Annotated in this window: 22 protein-coding genes; 1 reads left to right on the top strand and 21 read right to left on the bottom strand. The window is 29.5% G+C overall.

Annotation, left to right across the window (positions count from 1 at the left end; genetic code table 11):
• Window positions 1-96 precede the first annotated feature (96 nt).
• The 16 genes from ACTG45_RS06150 to ACTG45_RS06075 form a co-directional block, all read right to left on the bottom strand.
• A complete protein-coding gene (locus tag ACTG45_RS06150) occupies window positions 97-1,410 on the bottom strand; it encodes an APC family permease (RefSeq protein WP_021383982.1) in 1,314 nt (437 codons plus the stop codon).
• A 22-nt stretch (window positions 1,411-1,432) separates the two neighbouring features.
• Window positions 1,433-2,158 (bottom strand): gamma-glutamyl-gamma-aminobutyrate hydrolase family protein, encoded by a 726-nt coding sequence (locus ACTG45_RS06145; protein ID WP_479920016.1) that lies wholly within the window; start codon window positions 2,156-2,158, stop codon window positions 1,433-1,435.
• A 35-nt stretch (window positions 2,159-2,193) separates the two neighbouring features.
• Window positions 2,194-2,439, bottom strand: a complete 246-nt coding sequence (locus ACTG45_RS06140; RefSeq protein ID WP_021383974.1) for a TIGR03905 family TSCPD domain-containing protein — start codon at window positions 2,437-2,439, stop codon at window positions 2,194-2,196.
• A 356-nt stretch (window positions 2,440-2,795) separates the two neighbouring features.
• Window positions 2,796-4,796 carry a sigma-54 interaction domain-containing protein gene (locus ACTG45_RS06135; RefSeq protein ID WP_479918379.1) on the bottom strand — a complete coding sequence of 667 codons (2,001 nt, stop codon included), beginning with the start codon at window positions 4,794-4,796 and terminating at the stop codon, window positions 2,796-2,798.
• A 30-nt stretch (window positions 4,797-4,826) separates the two neighbouring features.
• Window positions 4,827-6,545, bottom strand: a complete 1,719-nt coding sequence (locus tag ACTG45_RS06130) for a tetratricopeptide repeat-containing diguanylate cyclase (protein ID WP_479920015.1) — start codon at window positions 6,543-6,545, stop codon at window positions 4,827-4,829.
• Window positions 6,546-6,777: 232 nt separating this feature from the next.
• Window positions 6,778-8,016, bottom strand: a complete 1,239-nt coding sequence (gene fabF, locus ACTG45_RS06125) for a beta-ketoacyl-ACP synthase II (protein ID WP_021383994.1) — start codon at window positions 8,014-8,016, stop codon at window positions 6,778-6,780.
• 28 nt (window positions 8,017-8,044) lie between these two features.
• The gene (gene acpP, locus ACTG45_RS06120) at window positions 8,045-8,269 is read right to left on the bottom strand and encodes an acyl carrier protein (protein ID WP_003419132.1); all 225 of its coding nucleotides are present in this window, start codon (window positions 8,267-8,269) and stop codon (window positions 8,045-8,047) included.
• Window positions 8,270-8,332: 63 nt separating this feature from the next.
• Entirely contained in the window at window positions 8,333-9,082 is a 750-nt protein-coding gene (gene fabG / locus ACTG45_RS06115) for a 3-oxoacyl-[acyl-carrier-protein] reductase (RefSeq protein ID WP_021383965.1), read from the bottom strand.
• The gene (gene fabD, locus ACTG45_RS06110) at window positions 9,082-10,032 is read right to left on the bottom strand and encodes an ACP S-malonyltransferase (RefSeq protein WP_479920014.1); all 951 of its coding nucleotides are present in this window, start codon (window positions 10,030-10,032) and stop codon (window positions 9,082-9,084) included. The genes fabG and fabD overlap by 1 nt, the downstream gene beginning before the upstream one ends.
• 15 nt (window positions 10,033-10,047) lie before the next feature.
• Window positions 10,048-10,977: an enoyl-[acyl-carrier-protein] reductase FabK gene (gene fabK, locus ACTG45_RS06105; RefSeq protein WP_021383942.1), complete on the bottom strand. Its 930-nt coding sequence runs from the start codon at window positions 10,975-10,977 to the stop codon at window positions 10,048-10,050.
• 108 nt (window positions 10,978-11,085) lie between these two features.
• Window positions 11,086-12,072 carry a beta-ketoacyl-ACP synthase III gene (locus ACTG45_RS06100; RefSeq protein WP_021383966.1) on the bottom strand — a complete coding sequence of 329 codons (987 nt, stop codon included), beginning with the start codon at window positions 12,070-12,072 and terminating at the stop codon, window positions 11,086-11,088.
• Between the two features lie 25 nt (window positions 12,073-12,097).
• Window positions 12,098-13,120 (bottom strand): phosphate acyltransferase PlsX, encoded by a 1,023-nt coding sequence (plsX, locus tag ACTG45_RS06095; RefSeq protein ID WP_021383976.1) that lies wholly within the window; start codon window positions 13,118-13,120, stop codon window positions 12,098-12,100.
• A 10-nt stretch (window positions 13,121-13,130) separates the two neighbouring features.
• Window positions 13,131-13,688 carry a transcription factor FapR gene (fapR, locus tag ACTG45_RS06090; RefSeq protein WP_003419115.1) on the bottom strand — a complete coding sequence of 186 codons (558 nt, stop codon included), beginning with the start codon at window positions 13,686-13,688 and terminating at the stop codon, window positions 13,131-13,133.
• 204 nt (window positions 13,689-13,892) lie between these two features.
• Window positions 13,893-14,069, bottom strand: coding sequence for a 50S ribosomal protein L32 (rpmF, locus tag ACTG45_RS06085; protein ID WP_003419113.1), 177 nt, complete (start codon window positions 14,067-14,069; stop codon window positions 13,893-13,895).
• Window positions 14,070-14,093: 24 nt separating this feature from the next.
• Complete coding sequence (locus ACTG45_RS06080; protein ID WP_021383950.1) at window positions 14,094-14,618, bottom strand: YceD family protein; 525 nt, start codon at window positions 14,616-14,618, stop codon at window positions 14,094-14,096.
• A 92-nt stretch (window positions 14,619-14,710) separates the two neighbouring features.
• The gene (locus tag ACTG45_RS06075) at window positions 14,711-15,907 is read right to left on the bottom strand and encodes an acetate/propionate family kinase (protein ID WP_021383958.1); all 1,197 of its coding nucleotides are present in this window, start codon (window positions 15,905-15,907) and stop codon (window positions 14,711-14,713) included.
• A 460-nt stretch (window positions 15,908-16,367) separates the two neighbouring features.
• Here ACTG45_RS06075 and ACTG45_RS06070 point away from each other — a divergent pair, with 460 nt between their 5' ends.
• Window positions 16,368-17,648 (top strand): nucleotidyltransferase, encoded by a 1,281-nt coding sequence (locus ACTG45_RS06070; protein ID WP_479920013.1) that lies wholly within the window; start codon window positions 16,368-16,370, stop codon window positions 17,646-17,648.
• Between the two features lie 261 nt (window positions 17,649-17,909).
• Here ACTG45_RS06070 and ACTG45_RS06065 read toward each other — a convergent pair whose 3' ends face one another.
• From ACTG45_RS06065 to ACTG45_RS06045, 5 genes are all read right to left on the bottom strand, one after another.
• A complete protein-coding gene (locus ACTG45_RS06065) occupies window positions 17,910-19,301 on the bottom strand; it encodes an FAD-binding oxidoreductase (RefSeq protein ID WP_479918375.1) in 1,392 nt (463 codons plus the stop codon).
• 10 nt (window positions 19,302-19,311) lie between these two features.
• Entirely contained in the window at window positions 19,312-20,532 is a 1,221-nt protein-coding gene (locus ACTG45_RS06060) for an electron transfer flavoprotein subunit alpha (RefSeq protein WP_479920012.1), read from the bottom strand.
• Between the two features lie 13 nt (window positions 20,533-20,545).
• Window positions 20,546-21,334, bottom strand: a complete 789-nt coding sequence (locus tag ACTG45_RS06055) for an electron transfer flavoprotein subunit beta/FixA family protein (RefSeq protein ID WP_021383855.1) — start codon at window positions 21,332-21,334, stop codon at window positions 20,546-20,548.
• A gap of 16 nt (window positions 21,335-21,350) precedes the next feature.
• Window positions 21,351-22,625 carry a nickel-dependent lactate racemase gene (larA, locus tag ACTG45_RS06050; RefSeq protein ID WP_021383837.1) on the bottom strand — a complete coding sequence of 425 codons (1,275 nt, stop codon included), beginning with the start codon at window positions 22,623-22,625 and terminating at the stop codon, window positions 21,351-21,353.
• Between the two features lie 116 nt (window positions 22,626-22,741).
• The gene (locus tag ACTG45_RS06045; RefSeq protein ID WP_021383918.1) at window positions 22,742-23,455 is read right to left on the bottom strand and encodes a FadR/GntR family transcriptional regulator; all 714 of its coding nucleotides are present in this window, start codon (window positions 23,453-23,455) and stop codon (window positions 22,742-22,744) included.
• Window positions 23,456-23,466 lie beyond the last annotated feature (11 nt).

Raw genomic sequence — 23,466 nt, 5'->3', positions numbered from 1 at the left:
AAATCAATAATATTTTAATATAACCTTATATATACTTATTTATATTTAATTTTCTGCCAATATCCAACCTTATTTCAATTTGTTTTTATAATGCAATTAAACTATTTTCTTTAATTCTTCACCATAAACTTTTCTATTATAAGACTTCATTATAAAGTATAGTGGTACTCCAATTGCCAATGCTCCTAATCCCATAATTAACTGATGCATAGATGCTTGGAATAATAACCATGTCCCAACACATACCGCAATTAAAGGAATCACTGCTCCAAATGGAGTTTTAAAAGTACCTACTAATTCTGGTCTTTTCTTTCTAAATACTAATACTGATAAAGATGTTGGTATATACTGTATAAATCTAGCAACTGCACTTATTGCCGCTAATTCAGCAAAGCTTCCAGATAAGGCTATTGGTATAGTAATTATCATAGTAGCTATTATTGCTACATATGGTGTCCCTTTTTTGTCTTTTCTTGCAAATATTCTAGGTAACATTTTATCATCAGCCAAAGCTACACAACTTCTTGGATTTACGAAAGCACCACACATACAAATTCCACCCACAGAAACTAATGTCCCAAAAGTTACCAATCCTGCACCCATATTTCCAAAACATATTCTTGCAGCGTCTGCAACCGGTGTAGATGTACTAGATAATGAATCTCCTAGTATACCAACACATACAACTTGATTTAATATGTATATTATTGATGCAATTACTATTACACTTATAATTGCTATTGGTATATTCTTTTTAGGATTCTCCATATCTTCTGCTGCAACTGCTATAGATTCAAATCCTGTAAATGAATAAAACATTAAAAGTGCTGCTGCTCCAAACTCTGTTACTCCAGCTCCTGGAGGTACCATTGTTGAAGTAGTAAAATTAACTCCTTTTATAAAAAATATACCTATTCCTATAAATAATATTAATGGAATCAGTTTACCTACAGTTATAACATTTTGTACAATTTTTGATAAGGATACACCTAATAAGTTTATAATTGTAAGACCAACTATCATAGTTACAATTATAATTTTTTGTATATAAGGGTCACCTGCTGGAGCCCATACTGCTGACAATGATGTAGGGAAACCTACTATTAATGCCCCCCAAGAGATACATCCTATTACCCATTTCATAAGACCTACTTCAAAACCACAAAAATCTCCAAAAGCTTCTTTAGTATATACATAGGCAGCACCATTTTTGTTAAATTTACCTGCTACCTCAGCAAAACAAAATGCCATGGATAAAACCAACAACATATCAAACATATATACAAATATACTTGCTACACCAAATGATTTCATTGCATCTCCTGGTAATAGGAAAACTCCAGCTCCTACAACTGCGTTAATACCTAAAAGTATAATACTTATTAATCCCATTTTATTCTTTTCGTTCATGTTCAATCCCCCCCAAGGTATATTATAAATTTGAACAAATATTTATAAAATATTTAAATAGTTTTTCCATTTTATTACAGTGGTCTACCATCATTTCTGGATGCCACTGTACACCTACTACAAAATTTTCATCCTCTTTCTGAATAGCTTCTATTATACCATCTTTTGAATATGCTATAGCTTTTAATCTTTTTCCAAGCTGATTAACACTTTGATGGTGATAACTATTTGTAAGTAATTGTTTTCCTAAGATTCCTTCTAAAATACTACCTTCTTTAACATCTACTTTATGAGTAGCTACATGTCTTTTTGAAGATTGTGTATGTTTTATATAACTTCCTTCTACAAGATTATTATCTTGATATAAAGTTCCTCCTAAGCTTACATTTAAGATTTGTAAGCCCCTGCATATACCCAATATAGGTTTTTTAAGTTCTAATGCTATACTTATAGCAATTAAATCAAACTCATCAACTTCTGGGTATATAAATGTCGTTTCTTCTCTTGTTTCTTCACCATACAATTGAGGATTGACATCCCATCCCCCAGATATTAAAACTCCATCAACCATCTCAATCTGTTTTTTTATAACTTCTTTATCTGTATTTACTGGAATAATAACTGGACTACCTCCACCTTTTAGTACTGCATTTATATAGTCATTATTTACATATGACCTTTCAAGACCTGGAAACATTCCATTTTCCATTATTATTAAATTTCCTAAAATCCCTATTATTGGTTTCATAATCAAGCTCCTAACTAATCGATTGTTGTATGTATTTATTTTATATTTATATAATTTTCCAATGCTAGAGAAAGTTGGTCTGGACAAGATGTTGGCTTTGTCTTACATTCAATTCCTTTTAATTTTTTAATTACATCTTCTATATTCATACCTTCAACTAATACTTTTAATCCTTTTAAATTTCCATCACATCCACCAATAAAATTTACATTTGTAACTTTATTCTCTTTTACCTCGAATTCAATTTCTGTAGCACAAGTCCCTGTTGTTTTGTATTTCATAATTAAACCTCCTAATTATTTTGTCGTCTTATCCCTATAATTAGCAATATACATGCCAAGATTTATAATTATTTATATTTATTTTTTATCTAGCATTTTCAGTGCTTTTGTAGACTTCAGTTTTTATTGTTTATCTTATATACAATCTTTTTGAAAATAAAAATAGGTAATGGGTTATTTTATAATAACCCATTACCTATCTAAACCTATTTTTTTAACCTATTAATATTTAATTTAAAACATTTGAAATATATGCTATTCTCTCCACTATAATATAATCTGAATTTTATAAGTATAAAAGTTTACACTTATTTAAATATTTATGTTCAAAATATCTTATTTTAATATCAGTACACTTAAGTCATTTTATTGTAAAGATTTATACCTTCTGAAGTTATTTGACTTCCAAATCTACCAGATTTAGATGATATGTATCCACACTCACTTAAATAAGATAATACCTTTCTAACTTTGCTTTCAGAAATCTCAATCCCTTCATCTGTAAGTCTTTCAATTATAAATCCTCTTCCAACTCCAGAAGCTGATTCTCTTCTTTCATATAGAACTCTTAATATATCCTCAAATTCTTTTTTTGTATAACCAAATCCATCTTCATAATTAGCAACATATTCTGTCTTTATATATGGTGGTAAGTCCTCTTTAAAAACCATATTATCACACATTAGACTTACATAAGAAGCAACATTTTGTAACTCCCTTATATTTCCTGGCCAATTATATTTTTCTAAGATAGTTACAACTTCAGGTGAAAGCCTTATATTATGTTTTAAGAAGAAATTCATAAGTGTTATTATATCTTCTTTTCTATTTTTTAATGATGGTACATCTATTGGCAATACATTCAGTCTATAATATAAATCCTCTCTGAATTTTCCTTCTCTAATCATCTTTGGCAAATTTTTATTTGTTGCTGCTATAACTCTAACATCTATATTTACAACATTATGAGAACCTATAGGCATAACCTGCTTCTCTTGAAGTACTCTGAGTAACTTTGTTTGCAGCAATGGAGGCATATCTCCTATTTCATCTAGAAATATGGTTCCATTGTTTGCAAGTTCAAATAACCCTTTTTTTCCTTCTCTTAAAGCTCCTGTAAAAGAGCCTTTCTCATATCCAAACAACTGACTTTCTAATAGGCTATCTGGAACTGCTGCACAATTAACTGCTATAAATGGTTGATTGCTTCTATTAGAGTCATTATGAATTGATTGGGATAGCAATTCTTTCCCAGTACCACTTTCTCCTATTATTAACACAGAAAGGTCTGATTTAGATATTTTTTTAGCCAATTCTATGCACTTTATCATATTTTTATTTTTAGTTTTTATATCTTTAAATGTATACTTAGCTATTTGTCCTTGTTCTCTCAATTTATTAGTAAGATTTTGTTCTAACTTTTTTATATATGTTATTTCTTGTAAATTATAATATATACCAGCTTTATTCCCCATAGAAAATATATTTTTTTTATTTACATTTATATATTTTTTATTTGTAAATACAACTTCATCAACTATTTCTTTGTCTTCAAGTAAAATATTTAAATCTTTAGATATAACTTCCTCTATGTTTTTACTTTGTGGGTTTTCATTTATACCTAAAATCTTTAAAGCTTCTTTATTAAAAGTATTTATAACACCATCTGCTGAAGTAAATATTATTCCATCTTTTGATAAATTTAATATAACATCTTGTTCCTCCATTTTTAGAAACAATTGTCTATAATTATCTTTGACTCCGTTATCTAGACTTATTAAACGTTCAGAATATGCCATTAAGTTTTTACGTATTTCCTTAACATCAATTCTAAGTCCATTTATTATTTCTATAAAAGTAGATATATCAATATATCTATTCCCAAGGTCTATTACTTTACTTATATAACTTGGTACTTTTTCTTTTACTCCAGGTGTTATAGCTATATCTATATTTTTATAAATTTTTCCTTCAATATATGGAGTAAACTTTAAATTTTTTACTCCTATCTTGTAAAACAAACTTATTGTTTCTAAGGTAGTTTCTTTTGTATCATTTACAACTAATACTTCTGTTCCATTTGGGATTGAAAATAATCCATAGATTTCATTTTCTTTAAGAGTCCTTCTTACTACTATAATCTTACTATCTTGTACTAAATGCTTTCTCATGCTATTTAATCTATCATCAGTCATTACCAATACAAAGTCACCTTGTATTTTATCATCCTCTTTTAAATTGTCTAAATAGTAATGGTTTATATCAATGTAATCACCCAAAACCAAACGTATATTTTCTTCTAAAAAAGATGATAATTTGGTTATTTTATCAGTTACTATAGCTATTGATTGTTTCATACTTATACCTCTTATTTATATAACATATAATTACTTATATACTACTTTATTTCTACCAAGTTGTTTTGCTTTGTATAAATTTTTGTCAGCTTCTTCTAGTACATTCTTACTGTCAGAAATATGAGCTATACCTGCACTTATAGTCACAGTTACATCTTCACCCCATTTTTTATTTGCAATTGCAATTCTTATATTGTCAATTATATTTACTACTTCTTCACCAGATTTATTTCTTATTAGTACAGAAAACTCCTCGCCTCCATACCTAAATACTTTATCTTCTTGCTCCAACATGACACAAATAGTATTTGTTATCCCCTTTATGACAACATCACCAAATTTATGTCCATAATTATCATTTATAAGTTTAAAGTTGTCAATATCTATCATTACAAGTGCAAAATTATCATCTTTATCTCTATATTTTTCATACATAATATCGAAACTTTTTCGATTATAAACATTTGTAAGCCCATCATGTAAGTTTTGTGCTTTAAAATACTTCAGTCTATTATATAAAAAAGTAGACCCTAATATAGCAATTATAATTACTATAAATAATATTTTGTAATATTTGATTTCTTTCTTAGTTTTTTCAAATAATGCACTTTCATTTGATACTTTGTCAATTATATAAAAACTAGTCTCTGAGTCTCTTATCCTTTTGTTCTCTTTGTATTCACTTATCAGTATCTTTTGGTACTTATTTACAGCATTTACATTTCCTTGTTTTTCATATATATTTAATATTTTGTTTAAAATTCTTATTTTCTCCTGAATTAACTTTCTTTTATTAGATATCTCTAAGCTTTTTTTATAATTATCTATTGCAGAAGTATAATTTTCATTTTTATATTCTAAATTTCCCATTGCCATATAATAATACATATCTTTATCTAATATATAGACTGATTTGTCAGATTTTATAAGATAATCAGCTCTTTCTAAAAAAGTTCTTGCCTTTGGCATATCATTTTTTCCTACATATGCATTTGCCTGCATTATAGAAGCCATTATCTCAAAATCGTTGTAATTATCTATCTTTACAAATTTTTTATAGTCTTCTACTCTGCCACTCGTTTCAATAGCTTTATCATATTCTCCCAGCTCTACATATATTTCTGATAAATTTATAAGAGCATATAATCTAACCATTCCATTTTTTTCGCCTTCATCAATATCTATATTAAAAGAATCTCTTATTAATTTCTCTCCTGTTTCATAGCCACCTACCTTTAAAAGTATGCTCGCCAAATCAACATCTAGCCTTGCTTTTTCATAATTGTCCTCTAATTTTTCAGCCAATTTTATAGATTTTACAGTTAAATCTACGGCTTTAGAATAATTATTATCCATTATGTACACTGATGCTAATCTTTTTTCTATATTAAATCTACTCTCATCAGATAATTTTTCATCTGACATTCTCATCTTCTCCAATGAATCAATAACTATCTTCGTTCCTCCTGGAACAGATGAAATAGTTTTTAACATGTCCCATACTTCATTATATACTTTATTGTATTTTTTTTCTGGTATAGCTTCAAAAGACGTTTTAACCAATTTTTTTGCTTCATCATACTTCTTATCTGAAACAAGACTTTCAGACATATATTTCCCCTTATTTATAATTTCTCTTTCTTTCAGCCCATTTTGGTCGTACTTTATAAACAAAATAATACTAATAAGTATTACACCTATAAAAATTATACTTTTTAATAATCTTTTATTTGGTAGTCTAAAATTCAAAATTTTAGTCCTCCTTCTGTATATTGTAGAATGAAAACTCGCATATATATAAATAACCTCTTAATACTTAATAATACAATATATCAAAATGATTTACAACATATGCTAGAATTAAATCTTAATAAAAAATCCCCTAAAATAATTTAGGGGACTTTGAATTTAAGTCAATGTAAATTTAAAAGTTAAAACAAGTACTTGTTTTTTAATTTCAAATTTAATATTTATGATTTATTTATACATATTTTTTTAGTACAATTGTAGCATTGTGCCCACCAAATCCTAAAGAATTTGATAGTGCATATCTAACATTTTTTTCTTTACCTTTATTTGGGACATAATCTAAATCCAAATCTTCACCAACTTCTTGTACATTTATAGTTGGAGGTACAAAACTATCCTCTATACTCATAGCACAAACAACAGCTTCTATAGCACCTGATGCCCCTAATAAATGTCCAGTCATAGATTTTGTTGATGATACACATAAATCATATGCCTTTTCTCCAAATACAGTTTTTATAGCCATAGTTTCGTACAAGTCATTGTAATAAGTTGAAGTTCCATGAGCATTTATATAATCTACTTCTTCTAATGGAACATTTCCATCTTTCAAAGCCATATTCATAGACCTAGCTGCTCCTTCTCCATTCTCAGCTGGAGTTGTCATATGATATGCATCAGCAGTTAAACCATATCCAACTACTTCTGCATATATCTTAGCACCTCTTGCTAAAGCATGTTCCAAGTCTTCTAGGATAACAATACCTGCTCCTTCTCCCATTACAAATCCATCTCTGTCTTTATCAAATGGTCGTGATGCAGTTTTAGGGTCATCATTTCTAGTCGACATAGCTTTCATATTACAGAATCCAGCAAATGCAAGACCTGTTACAGCAGCTTCAGAACCTCCTGCCACCATAATATCTGCATCGCCTCTTTGTATAACCTTAAAAGCATCACCTATTGAATGAGTCCCTGATGCACAAGCTGTACATACATTAGTGTTAGGTCCTTTTGCTCCTAAAAATATTGAAACTTGACCAGCTGCCATATTACCTATCATCATAGGTACAAAAAGAGAGCTTACTCTTTTGTTTCCTTTTTCTAAAAGAATTTTATGTTGAGTTTCTATTGCTTCAACTCCACCTATTCCAGAACCTATTATAACACCAACACGTTCTCTATTAACTTTATCTAAATCAAGATTTGCATCTTCAACTGCTAATTTTGCAGATACTATTGCAAATTGAGCAAATTTGTCTAATCTTTTCAGTTCTTTTTTGCTTATATATTCTTCTGGGTGAAAATTCTTAACTTCTCCTGCTATCTGAGTTTGATATGTGCTAGCATCGAAATTAGTTATTTTATCTATACCAGATACTCCAGATTTTATATTGCTCCAGAACTCATCTTTTCCCGTTCCCAACGGCGTAACACATCCAAGTCCTGTTATTACTACTCTTTTATTCATCGGATACCTCCACTTTTTTAAAGCTCGACTATTTATTAGCTTCTATATACTTAACTATATCTCCTATAGATTTGAAGTTTTCTGCTTCTGTATCTGGTATTTCTATACCAAATTCATCTTCAAGTGCCATTATTATTTCTACTGCATCTAATGAGTCAGCTTCTAAATCTTTCATTAATGATGTTTCCATAGTTATTTCTTTATCTTCTACTCCTAATTGCTCTATTATTATTTCTACAACTTTATTAAACATTGTGTACCTCCTAAGATTTTTTATTTTAATAGATTTCTCTACTTTTTAAATTATTATTTTTTATTATTGCATTACCATTCCGCCATCTACATTTATCACTTGTCCTGTTATATAACTTGACATGTCACTAACTAAAAATGCTACAGCATTTGCTACATCTTCTGGTTTACCATAAGATTTTTTTGGTATATTTGCAAGTGTTGATTCTTTTACATCATCACTTAATACTTTAGTCATATCTGTTTCTATAAATCCAGGTGCTACTGCATTTATATTTATATTTCTTGATGCCAATTCTCTTGCAGAAGCTTTTGTAAATCCAATTACACCAGCTTTTGATGCACAATAATTAGTTTGTCCTGGGTTACCCATAATTCCAACTACTGAAGTCATATTAATTATTCTTCCATACTTCTTTTTCATCATAGGTTTAGTAACTGCTTTTGTACAATTAAAGACACCTTTTAAGTTTATATCTATGACTCTATCAAAATCTTCTTCTTTCATTCTCATAAGCAAAGCATCTTTAGTTATACCTGCATTATTAACCAATATATCAACTTTTCCAAATTCTTTTACAACAGAATCTATCATTTGATTTACTTCATCAGATTTAGACACATCACATTTTATAGAAGTACATTTTACACCCATTCCTTCTATTTCATTTTTAGTTTTTAGTGCTTCATCTTCTTTAGAAGTATAATTGATTACTACATCAGCCCCAAAAGATGCTAGTTTTTTTGCTATTTCTTTCCCTATACCTCTAGAGCCACCAGTAACAACTGCTACTTGTCCTGTAAGATTTATCATTATATCTCTCCATTTCTATAATTTTGTACAAATTCATTAAGAGAATCTATACCATCTATATTATAAATATTCACACTTGCTTTTTTGTTAGAAGCTATCTTCTTGATAAATGCTTTTAAAGTTTTTCCAGGCCCCATTTCTATAAAAGTATCATATCCATCGTTTAAAAGTCTTTCTATAGAATCTTCCCAAAGAACAGATGAACTTACTTGTCTTATAAGTAGTTCTTTCCCTTCATTTTTATAGTAATCTGCATTTACATTTGCTACTACATCAATTTTAGGTTTAGTGATGTTAACTTTCTCTAACTCACTGCCTAACTTTGCTCCTGCTTCTTTTAGCATTGATGAGTGAAAAGGTCCACTTACATTTAATTTAACAGCTCTTTTTGCTCCTGCTTCTTTGCATCTTACCATTGCCTCTTCTATCTTTTCATTTTCACCAGATATAACTATTTGACCAGGAGAATTATAATTTGCTACTTCTACAATACCTCCTTGTATATCTTTAACTACATTTTCTAATATACTTCTATCTAGGCCTAAAATTGCTGCCATAGCTCCAACACCTGTTGGAACTGTATCCTGCATAAATTTACCTCTTTTTTTGACTAAGCATACAGCATCTTTAAAATCAATTGCATCTGCTGCAACTAATGCACTATACTCTCCTAAAGATAAACCTAAACATGCACTATATTTTAAATCTATTTGAGCTTGTACTGCTTTTAATACCGCTACACTATGTGTAACCATAGCAGGTTGAGTATTTTCAGTTTTAGAAAGTTCTTCTTCATTGCCTTCAAACATAAGTTTTTTTAAGTCCATTTTTAAGGCTTCACAAGCCTCATCTATTACATTTTTAGCAACATCATTATTTTCGTATAAATCCTTGGCCATACCTACATATTGAGCTCCTTGACCAGGAAATACTAGTGCAACTTTTCCCATCTTGCTCCTCCTGATTTACAGTTCTATTGCTGGCATAATCTCTTTTGCTTGATTTACCATAGTTTCTATAATTTCTTTACAAGGTGTTATTTCTTTTACCATAGCAGCACTTTGACCTGCCATAAATGAGCCTTTTTCTATATCTCCATCTACTGTTGCAAATCTTAAAGCACCTGTACCTTTTTTATCTAATTCTTCAGGAGTAGCTCCATTTTGCTCCATCTTTAAAAATTCTTTCGATAATTTATTCTTTAATGTTCTTACTGGATGACCTGTACTTCTTCCTGTAACAATCGCATCTCTATCTTTTGCTTTTATTACTAAGTTTTTGTAGTTTGAGTGTACAGAACACTCTTCACTACAGATAAATCTAGTTCCTACTTGAACTGCACTAGCACCTAATGCAAAAGAAGCAGCAATACCTCTACCATCTACAATTCCTCCAGCAGCTATTACAGGTATGTTGACAACATCAGCAACTTGTGGAACCAAAACCATAGTAGTAAGCTCTCCTATATGGCCTCCACCTTCTGTACCTTCAGCTATTACTGCTGTAGCTCCTAGCTTTTCCATTCTTTGAGCTAAAGCTATTGTAGGTACTACAGGAATAACCTTTGTTCCAGCTTCTTTTAATCTATCCATATACTTTGCAGGATTTCCTGCCCCAGTAGTGATAACCTGAATTTTTTCTTCTATAATTAAATCAATTATGTCATCTACAAATGGTGACATAAGCATTACATTTACTCCAAAAGGTTTATCTGTTAATTTTTTGCACTCAACAATTTCTTTTTTTATAGCTTCTTTTGGTGCGTTTCCTGCTGCTATTATTCCAAGCCCTCCTGCATTAGATACAGCACTTGCTAATGATGCAGTAGCTACCCATGCCATTCCCCCTTGGATAACTGGGTATTTTATATTTAATATTTTGCAAATTTTATTCATACAATTCTCCTTCACTTGAAATCATAAAAGTAAACTTTTTATTATTAATCAACCTTACTCTTAATATAAAGTTAATTTTGTCAATTAAAGCATTTTGGATATTTTATACTATAAAGTCCACTTGACAACTGAAGCCCCCCAAGTTAGACCTCCACCAAAGCCAACTAAAACTACATTGTCGCCTTTTTTAATTTTACCTTCTCTATAAGCTTCATCTAACGCAACTGGTATAGATGCAGCAGACATATTTCCATACTTGTTTATATTTACATAAACTTTTTTCATATCAAGTTCTAATCTCTTAGAAGACGCTTGTATGATTCTTATATTAGCTTGATGTGGTATTAAATAGTCTATGTCAGTTGTATTTAAATTGGCTTTTTCAAGAGCTATTAAAGAAGTTTCTGCCATCTTTCTAACTGCAAATTTAAATACATCACTTCCTGCCATTTCTATTGTATGTAGATTAGCTTCTACAGTCTCTTTACTTGCTTTAAGTCTTGAACCTCCAGCAGGTACTTTTAAACAATCTTTTCCTTTACCATCAGAACCCATATGAGTAGATAGTATTCCACCTTCACTTACAGGTCCAATAACAGCTGCTCCAGCACCATCTCCAAATAATACTGCTGTTGTTCTATCATCGTAATTTAAAAACTTAGAACAAGTTTCTGCTCCTATTACAAGTACATTTTTGTAACAACCAGTTTCCACAAATTGCTTTGCAATAGTTACTCCATATACAAATCCAGAACAAGCTGCTGATATATCAAATGCAGTAGCATTCACTGCTCCTATTGCATCTTGTACTATACATGCAGTTGAAGGCAAAGACATATCAGGAGTAATTGTCGCTAATATAATCAACTCTATATCCTCTACATTTAACTTTGCACATTCTATAGCTTTTAAGGCAGCTTTAGATGCTAGGTCAGAAGTTGCTTCAGACTCTTTAGCAAATCTTCTTTCCTTAATACCAGTTCTAGTACTTATCCACTCATCTGATGTATTCATTATCTTCTCGAAGTGAAAATTATCATATGATTTCTCAGGTAGATAACTTCCTACTCCTAATATTCCAGCCTTTGTATTCATTATATATTAAACCTCCAAAACGAGTTTATTCATCTTCGTTATTTTTATTTTCTTCATTATATTTGCTTATAAATTGACTGATATCTTCAACAACGTTTCCTTTTGCAAATTTTATTCCTTGATTTATAGCATTCTTTATAGCTTTAGCATCAGAGCTTCCATGAGCTTTTATAACGCCTCCATTTAGACCTAAAAGTGGAGCTCCCCCATACTCAGAATAATCTATAAAACTCTTTAATTTTCTTAAATCATCCTTTATAAGTAATGCTCCTATTTTACTCTTTGTACTAGCCATAAAAGTTTCCTTTATAAGGCTCATAACTGAAAGAGCTACACCTTCAGCAGACTTAAGTAATATATTACCTGTAAATCCATCACAGATTATTATATCTGTATATGCATTTATAACTTCCCTAGCTTCTACATTCCCTATAAAATTTAAATCTAATTTTTTAATTTCTTCATATGACCTTTTAACTAAATCATTACCTTTGCCTTCCTCTAGTCCAACATTTGCTAATGCTACTTTAGGATTTTCAAGACCTAAAACTTTTCTTGCATAGATATTACTCATAGCTGAAAATTCAACTAGATTTTTAGGTTTACAATCTGCATTTGCGCCACAGTCTGCTATAAGTGTCATTCCTCGCTTTACATTCGGTATTGCTGAGCATAAGCAAGGTCTATCGATTCCTTTTATTCTACCAACAACAAATAATCCACCAGCAAGTAAAGCTCCTGTATTTCCAGCTGATATTATAGCATCTGCCTTTCCTTCTTTTACAAGGTTTAATGCTACTACCATAGAAGAATCTTTTTTACTTCTTATAGCCTTTACTGGTTTATCTTCATTTTCTATAATCTCAGTAGTATGAACTATCTCTAGCCTATTTCTATCAAATTCATAATTTGAAAATTCCTTTTCTAATAAATCTTTATCTCCTGTGATTATTAAATCAACGTTATATTCTTTTATAGCATTTACTGCGCCTTCTACATTAGATTTAGGTGCATTATCTCCACCCATTCCATCAATTACTATCTTCATGATTACCCTCCTAATCTAATTCTTCAAAGATAAACTTTCCTCTAAATATTTGTTCTTGAGCTTTATTATTGATAACAACTTTTACATAATGCTTTTTATCTATATTTCTATACACTTCTGCTTTTGCTATAAGCCTGTCTTGTTGTTCTATCAACTTAAAACTTTTTACATTTGCAACTCTCATAATAACTTTAGGTGCATCTATTATAGCCATTGCCAATGAATCTGCTAGAGAAAATATATACGTATCTTTTAAAGTATTAGTCTTAGAATAAATCATGTCTTGTGTAACTTCTAACATAGATATACCTAATCGCCCTACAGATAAATCAATGATTTCTCCTGTAATTTCCTTTACTCCTAAAGTCTTTACTTTTGAACTCTGAGTTTCTGCTATTGATTTGACTCTTTCTCTTAGCTCTGGTATGTTTAGACTCATTCTATCTAATCTTATAGTCTGTATACTTACATCAAACAGACTTGATAATTCTTCATCAGTATAAAAAGGATCCGTCTTTAGCATATCTATAAGCTCTTTTTGTCTTTGGGCTTTACTTTTCTTTTTCATGTTCCCTCCAAATTTTATAGCTGTAATTAGTACCAGCTACTAATAGTAGTATATAGTAACACACAAAAATTTTCAATACTTATATTATTATTTTTATATTTTTTAATATGCATAAAATCCACTTATTTCTCTAGTAAATCATCTTCCTTTTATATGTACAAAAAAAACATGTAGAGTATACTCTACATGTTTTTTTAGAAGCTATTACTTAGACACAACTTCTTTACCTTTATAATATCCACAGTCTGGACACACTCTATGTGGTAATTTTGGCTCATGACATTGTGGGCAACTTACAAATCCTGTTGCTTCCATCTTTGAGTTAGCTGCTCTTCTCATTTTTGTGTTTGATTTAGACGTTTTACGCTTTGGTACTGCCATTTACGCCACCTCCTTAGTCAAAATTTAATTAAATAAATCTTTTAATTTAGCAAAACGAGGATCTATGTATTCCTCATCGTTTGTAATTTCACTGCAAGAACATTCTACTTCATTTAAGTTTGCTCCGCATACTTGACAAAGACCTTTACAGTTTTCACTACAAAGAACCTTATGAGGTACATTAAAATCTAATGTCTGTTCTATTATATCAATAAGGTCGATTTCTTCGCCATCGAATATAAAAGGATCAAATTCCTCAAAATCATCTTCATCATAATCTTCTTCTTTTACTAAAAAGCCTTGTATAGAATACTCTAATGGTATTTCTACTTCTTTAAGACATCTTGAACAATTGTCAACAATTGTAAAATTGACATCTATATCTAGATATAAACCTTTATTAGTCTTTGACACTTTCCCTTTTAAATTTACAGGTGATACTAATTTGTAAATCTCATCACAATAACTAATAGTATCAATTTTTTCACAAAAATTCAAGTCTATTTTATCAGTTTCTTTTCTATTTATTTTTTCTATGCTAACTTTCATTAAGTTCACCTCAACATATCACCAAATTTATTATACAAATCTAGCATTTGTTTGTCAAGTATTTTTACTTGATAGGCATCAGTTTGCTTAAATTATTTTACTAATCTTAATGTATCTCTAGCTATCATTAATTCTTCATTAGTTGGTATTAAAAGTATTTTTACTTTAGAATCAGCAGTAGATATTATTGTTTCTTTTCCTCTAACATCATTAGCTTCTTTATCTAACTTCATTCCTAAGAATTCCATATTAGAAGCTATATCTGCTCTTATAGCCTTTCCATTTTCGCCAACACCAGCAGTAAATACTACGACATCCAATCCATTCATCTCAGCTGCATAAGCACCTATATATTTTTGTACTTTTTTAACATAAGCTTCTAGTGTTGCTTGAGCTCTTTCATCTCCATTTTTAGCTGCATCTTCTATATCTCTGAAGTCACTAGAAATACCAGTCATTCCATATACTCCAGATTCTTTATTCATTAATTTATCTAATCCATCAGCATCTAAACCTTCTTTTCTCATTAAGAAAGGTAATATAGCTGGGTCTATATCTCCACATCTAGTTCCCATTATTAATCCTTCTAATGGAGTGAATCCCATAGATGTATCTACACATTTTCCACCATCAACAGCAGCTATAGAAGCTCCATTTCCTAAGTGACAAGTTACTATTTTTAAATCTTTTATGTCTTTTCCTAATATCTCTGCTGCTTTTTGAGATACATAATTATGAGAAGTTCCGTGGAATCCATATCTTCTTACCCCATATTTAGTGTATAACTCATGAGGTAAACCATATAAATATGAAGATTTAGGCATTGTTTGATGGAAAGCAGTATCAAATACTCCTACCATTGGTACGTCTGGAAGTATAGCTTTACAAGCATCTATTCCCATTATGTTTGCTGGATTATGAAGTGGAGCTAAATCTATACATTCTTTTAAAGCTTCTTCTACTTCTGGAGTTATTACTACTGAAGTAGCAAATTTTTCTCCAGCATGTACAACTCTATGTCCTACTGCATCTATTTCTTTCATTTCTTTAACTGCACCAAATTCTGGGTGAGCAACAGCTTCTAAAACTAATGCTATTGCATCTTTGTGGTCCTTCATTGGTTGTTCAACAATGTATTTATCATCTCTACCTGCTTTTTCATGTTTTAGTATAGAACCTTCTATTCCTATTCTCTCAACTAATCCTATACATAAAACTTCTTCATTAGTCATATCTATTAGTTGATATTTTAATGAAGAACTCCCACAGTTTAATACTAATATTTTCATTATTATTTCCTCCTTAGATTTTTATAAATAATATGTAATAATTTTTGATTTGTAATAAATGTCTAAATAAAACTCTATCTTTTATTATTTTGTCATAGATATATTATTGTATACATTAAACGATTTTCATAAATAATATATCACCTTTTAATATAAAAGTATATACTTTTTTTTTATATTATATCATATTTATAGTATGGTAATTTGTGTATTTTCCTAATAATATATTAACAAATTAACTTAATGTAGATTATTCTTTCCCATTTGCTATAATAATATAATATAAAGCTCTAATAAAGTTATTTTAATAACATTTAACTAGTTTTTTATTATGTAGTATTTCTACATTTTTATAACTTTTTTTACGTTTTTTAGTTTTATAATTAAAAATTTAAATTTTATATACATTTTAATAAATTAAGATATATATAAAAATAACTAAAGATAGAAGGAGTATTTTATGAATGTACTTGGACTAATAGTTGAATATAATCCATTTCATAATGGACATATATATCACTTATCTAAATCTATAGAAAAAACAAATGCAACACATACTGTAGCAATAATGAGTGGAAACTTTCTACAACGAGGTGAACCAGCTTTATTTGATAAATATACTAGAGCAAAAATTGCTGTCGAAAATGGTGTAGACTTAGTTATAGAATTACCAACTCTATTTGCTTGCCAAAGTGCTGAAATTTTTTCTCATGGTGCCATAACAATTTTAAATTCACTAAACTGTATAAATTCTATATGTTTTGGTAGTGAAGAAGGAGATACAGAAATTCTTTACAACATTGCAGAAATTTTAGCAAATGAACCAGATGAATTTAAATTATTTTTAAAAAAATATTTAGATGATGGTATGTTATTTCCAACAGCTAGAACTAATGCACTTTTTGATTATATACATCAATACAAAAAAAATGACTTTATGCAGAGTTATTCAAAGGAACAATTATCAAAAACATTAAATTCATCAAACAATATACTTGGTATAGAATATATAAAAAATCTTATCCATTTAAATAGTAATATAAAACCATTCACTATCTCTAGAGTTCAAGCAGAATACAATTCTGAAGAAATCGATAGTAATATTTGTTCTGCTACTGCTATAAGAACTTCACTTAAAGAAAACAATACACTTTTTCACTTAAAAAATGTTATTCCAGAAAAGACTTATAACACTCTAAATGAAAAAATAGATAATGGCTTTTTGCCTATATTTGATGACTTTTTCTTTGATGCTTTAAAGACAATTATACTTAGAGATATAGACAATTTAAAAGATTATTTTGAGGTAAATGAAGGTATAGAAAATAAAATCTACAAAGATATTTTTACATCTAAAGCCTTATATGAACTACAATTATCAATTAAATCTAAACGATATACTTTAACCAAAATCAAACGTACTTTAAATAATATATTGTTAGGTATTAAAAAAAGTGATATGCAACTTATAAAAAATATAGATACAATACCTTATATAAGAATACTTGCTTTTAATGATAAAGGTAGAGAAATTCTAAAAGAAGTAAAAAATAAATCTGAAATAAAAATAATAAACAAATTTTCAAATATATCATTTTCATTGGATGATATGATTTTTAGAACGCTCATAAGTTATGATATAAAATCTACAAATATGTATAACTCAGTATATTACAAAAATAATGAAAACTTAATAAAAGGTCCTATGGATTTTTATACTCGTCCAATCTATATAAAATAGATTTTTAAAATAAAAATATTTCTAAAAACTATTTTATTAATATATTGTACAAAATATAATAATCTTACTTCAATCTATATGCACATACTTTTAGGATGGCAACATCAACTTAAAAATTATCTAACTTTCTAATTTTAAGTAAATATTGCCATCCTAAAACTTTTACAGTTTAGCTTCTTATTTAAAAATAAATTTTAAAGTATTACATTTAAATATCATTTTTATACTTTTTTTCTCACAAACATTGCTAAATTAATATGTCTAATATATTTTTCCTGGATTTAAAATATTTTTAGGGTCAAAAGCTAATTTTATATTTTTAATTAACATCATATAAGCATCTGAATTTGATTCATGCAAATACTCTTTTTTAGCATATCCTATACCATGTTCGCCAGAAACTTGGCCACTAAGTTCTCTAGACTTTCTATACATACAGTCAAAAGTTTCTTTTAATCTCGTCTTCCATGTATTATCATCCATACCATCTTTTAAAATATATATGTGTAGATTTCCATCTCCTGCATGCCCAAAACTTTTTATTCTTATTTTTAATTCATCTTGAAGCTCATGAGTGTATCTTATAAACTCTGCTATCTTATCTCTTGGAACAACGACATCACATTCATCCATTTGTGTTGTAGATGCCTTTATAGCCTCTAGAAAGGCACCTCTAGCTGACCATATAGAATCGTTTCTTTCCTGTGTATCTGATATAAATACATCTAATGCACCGTTTTCTAGACATAAATTAGCTACCTTTTCATATTCTTTTTCTATATCTTCAGTGCTATTTCCATCAAATGTAAGTAGAAGATAAGCATCTGATGTGTTATCTGGAAACTTCTTACCTAAAAATTCTTCTGCTGCTAGTATTACATCTCTTTCCATAAATTCTATAGCTGTTGGTATTGACTTTGACTTTATTATTTTAGGAACAGTCTCGATTGCCATTGATAAATTTGGAAATGGTATAAGTAAACTTATACTTTTCTTTGGTAGTGGAAGTAATTTTAATATGGCTTTAGTAACTATTCCTAAAGTTCCTTCCGAACCTACTAATAAGTCCTTTATACTATATCCAGAACTATTTTTAACAACTTTTCCACCTATGTTTATAACCTCTCCATTTGGCAATACAACTTCAAGACCTCTTACATAATCTCTTGTGACACCATACTTTACTGCTCTCATACCACCTGCATTGGTATTTATATTACCAGCAATTGTAGCACTTTTTTCACCTGGGTCAGGTGGATAAAATAAATCTCTATCTTGAACATATTGACCTATTGTCATCAACAAAACACCTGGTTCTACTGTCAATGTTAAATTTTCATAATCAACTTCAAGTATTTTATTCATTTTACACAGATTAATCATTATTCCACCATTTATGGCAACAGCAGCACCTACAAGACCAGTTCCTTGACCTCTTGGTGTAACTGGTATATTATTTTTATATGCGTATTTCATTATTTTAGATACTTGTTCAGTTTCAACTACGTTTACTAGGACTTCAGGATATTTTTCAATTCCTCCAAGTTCATCATGTGAGAAATCTTCATTTATATCACTTCCAACTATTACGTTTTCTTCTCCGCAAGTATCTATTAAAAAATCTATATCTTTTTTATCGATTATTTTGTACATTTCTATCCCCCTATTTGGCTGCTGATGCCATATATATTTGATTATCACCTTTTTTATTTTCTATCTTTTCAATCAATTTAGGAATAATATCATAAATATCACCTATTAAAGCTAGGTGTGCTACATCAAGTATAGGAGCCTTATCATCTTTATTTATGGCTACTATATAGTCAGCACCTTGCATCCCTGCAACAAATTGAACAGCTCCAGATACACCACAAGTTATTATAAGTTTAGGTTTTACAGTTCTACCACTAAGACCTATTTGTTTTTTTGCATCTATCCATCCTGCTTCTATTACAGGCCTTGTTCCTGCTACTTGAGCATTTAATTTATCAGCTAATTTATATATCATCTCCATATCTTCTTGTTTTTTTATTGCTCTACTTGCAACAACTATCACTTCGGCTTCTTCAAGCCCAATTTCTTTATTTTTTTCTTTTACACTCAATACTTTAATCTTAGAGCTTAGCTCTTTTTTTTCTATTTGACATAAAGTAATCTTTCCTGTAGCACTTTGTACTTTTTCTGGCACTGAAAATATTTTGTATCTTACAGTAGCAAATTGTGGTCTATTATTAGGTGTGTTTATATGAGCCATTATATTTCCACCAAATGCTGGTCTTATTTGGTCTAAATCAGTATTAGATTGAATATCAAGTATTGTACAGTCTGATGTAAGACCAGTTCTAAATCTAGCAGCAAGTCTTGGAGCTAATGACCTTCCTAGTGTAGTTCCACCCACTAGCATTATTGTTGGCTTTATTTTATTTATAAAGTTTTCTATCGCTTTTGCATATGGTTCTATCCTGAAATCTTTAAATTCATCCTCATCATATACAAATACTTCATCCACACCATAGGAAATCAAATTATTACACTTATCTTTTATGTCTTTTCCTACAAACACACAATACACAGGTTGTTTTATTTTTGATGCCATCTCACGAGCTTTACCTATAAGCTCATATGTTACAGGATGTATATTTCCATTGTGATGTTCTACATATACCGCAATCCCCCTCCATTCATCCTTATTTATTTGTACTTTGCTACTTTCTATAAATTCAAATGCACCTTTTGGTCCACTTTTGACACATAACTTACACATCTTACATGCAGCACTTATTTCTACTATACCTGATTTTTCTTCTATAGCACCAAAGGGACATATTTCTAATACTCCTTTTAAATCAGTTATTTTATCTTGATTTACAACTATCTTTGACATTTATTAATCCTCCCTAAACTAATTTTAATTCCTCTAATTTATTTATGAGTGCAGAACTTAAGTCATCTGCATTTCCTCTTACAATATTTTTATCTGTGTTTGGCTTTGGAGGAAATATTTTTACAACTTGAGTAGGAGAACCATTAAGTCCATAGTTGTTTTCATCTTTATCTTCAAAATCATCTAAGTTATATACAGGTATTTTTCTTTCTTTAGTGTCTAACTTTAATTTAAATGATGGTAGTCTTGGTTGAAAAATATCTTTTTCTACAGTTATTAAGCATGGATATTCAATCTCACATACTTGTAAATCATTTGGCATATCTATTTCAACAACTATACTTTTTTCTTTAACATCAATTAATTTTGTGACATTAGTAACATGAGGTATATCTAAAAACTCAGCTACTTCAGGTCCAACCTGTGCTGTATCACCATCAGTAGTTTGTTTCCCACATATTATTAAATCTACTTTTCCCATCTTCTTAATGCCTTGTGATATAGTATAGGAAGTAGCCAGTACATCTGCACCTCCAAATCTTCTATCACTTATTAAAGCTCCTTCATCAGCTCCCATCATAAAGCTCTCTTCTATTACTTTTTTTGCTTGAGGAGGACCCATACTAAGCACTTTTAGATTAGCTCTTTTTTCTTGTTTTATTCTAAGTGCTGTTTCTAAAGCATATAGGTCATAAGGATTCATTTTTGAATCTACTCCATCTCTTTTTAGTACCCCTGTAGTTTCATCAACCTCTACTGAAGTTGTACCAGGTACTTGTTTTATACATGTCAAAATTTCCATAAAGTACACCCCTTTTTTATTTAACTATAACTGATACTCCATCAGGTATAACTACTATCTTACTATCATTACCAACTATACTAGTTGCCATTTCCAAAGCTTCTTTAAAATTAAATGCGTGCTTCATATGCATTCTATTTATCATTTCAGGATTGCACTTATCTGTTACCATTATCACAGTATATTTAGATAGTATTCTTGCTAATATCTGAAATTCCCATTGGTCTGGGATTGTATCACATCTACCAACACTTCTAATTTTTTCTAATAATTGTTTTGGAGAATCTGCACTTGCTACATTTTCATAAAAAGATTGACCTCCATGACCATCATTACATGCTGCAATCATTATTATTACTCCACCTTCTCTACAGGTAGCCTCTGCTGCTGTCATACCTTTAACTGATTGATAAATATTTTGGTCTAATGGATATCCACCATTTGTGGTTACAACAATATCTGATTTTATGGAATTTACTTTTGATAACTCTGTTACAAATTCACAACCCTTAGTATGTGCTTTTTCGACATCCCCAGCAAAGGATGCAATTATTTTTTTATCTTTATCTATTACAACATTCAATATGAACGCTAACCTTGCAACTTTAGCTGCGTACACCATATCTTCATGAATAGGATTATTCTTTAATTTTCCAGTTCTTGAATTATCACTGTCTATAAAGTCACTACAATGGTTATACATTATAGTTTTTGCAGATGCTATTCCTGGAAGTACACTTTTTCTTCCACCTGAAAAACCTGCAAAAAAATGTGGTTCTATAAATCCTTCTGCTATTAAAAGTTCTGCCTCATATGCTAGTTTATTTATATATAAATCCCCACCTGAAGGTAGTACTCCCACTTTACACATAGATTCGTCATCAGTAGATATATGCATAACTATATCCTCATTATCTACTATTTCTTCTCCCATTTTATAAACTAACTCTTCCCTTGTGCTTGGCCTATGAAATCCAGTTGCCACTATAATTTTCACATCAATGTCTGGATTGACCTTCCTAATTCGTCTTAATATAATTGGCATAGTTATTTTACTTGGTACAGGTCTTGTATGGTCACTTGTAATTATAACCACATTCTTTTTACCCTTAGCTAGTTCTTCCAGTGAATTAGAGCCGATTGGATTATTCATAGATTCTTCAACTATTTCTTCTTGAGTTTTATTTTCTATATAATTATCCGATTTTGCTTCCAAAACACCAATAAAACGTTTTTCAGGTATTTCTAAAATCATTCCTTGCTTTGAATACGGTACTTTTAACTTTACCATTTTTAATCTCCCATTATATAAACTATAAAATTGGTATGTGGTCATACCAGTTTTACACTTATATGATAATACCATTATATTCCATTTGCAAGAATAATTTATTTTATAACAAACTTTTAATTTTCATTTTTTCTATAATTTTTACTTATAAACTTCATATGCTCTTTTGCTTTTTCAGATGCAAGTTCTAAATTATTTTCTACAACTGCATTATATATCGCCTCATGTTGCTCAAGTAATATATTTTCATTAAAAGGTTTTGCAATTATTTTTTCTCTTGCATCTTCTATAAATCCATCAAATAATTTTGATGCTGTCATAAAAAGACTTTGAATTAAATAATTTTTACTTATTGTGGCTAGTTTACTGTGAAATTTTTGGTCTAATAAAACTAAAGCTTGGTTATTATCTTTTCTCTTAGTTTCCATTCTCATTTCATCTATTATATTTTTAAGTTCTATAGATTCAGAAGAAGTTATTCTCTTTGAAGCAAGTTTTGCAATTTCAATCTCTAAAATTATTCTAAGCTCCAATATATCTTCAAGTGTTCCATTATTAAGTTTAAAAATCATAGATAATGGTTCTATTAAAGTTTTTTCTATATTTGTACATATAAAGTTTCCTTCACCTTGTCTACTTTCTATCACTCCCATAGTTTCTAAGACTCTAATAGCCTCTCTAATAGACGTTCTACTTACATTCATTTGCTCAGATAATTCTCTTTCTGACAGTAATTTATCTCCCTTTCTTAATTCTCCATTTAGTATTTTATATTGTATTTGTTCAATTACTTGTTCATAAACTTTCTTACTAGCTATACTATTAAACATTTTTTCCTCCA

The sequence above is a fragment of the Clostridioides sp. LIBA-7602 genome (genome assembly GCF_056688945.1).
The sequence above is the reverse complement of the archived record's forward strand: the minus strand, read 5'-3'. Positions and strand labels throughout refer to the sequence as shown.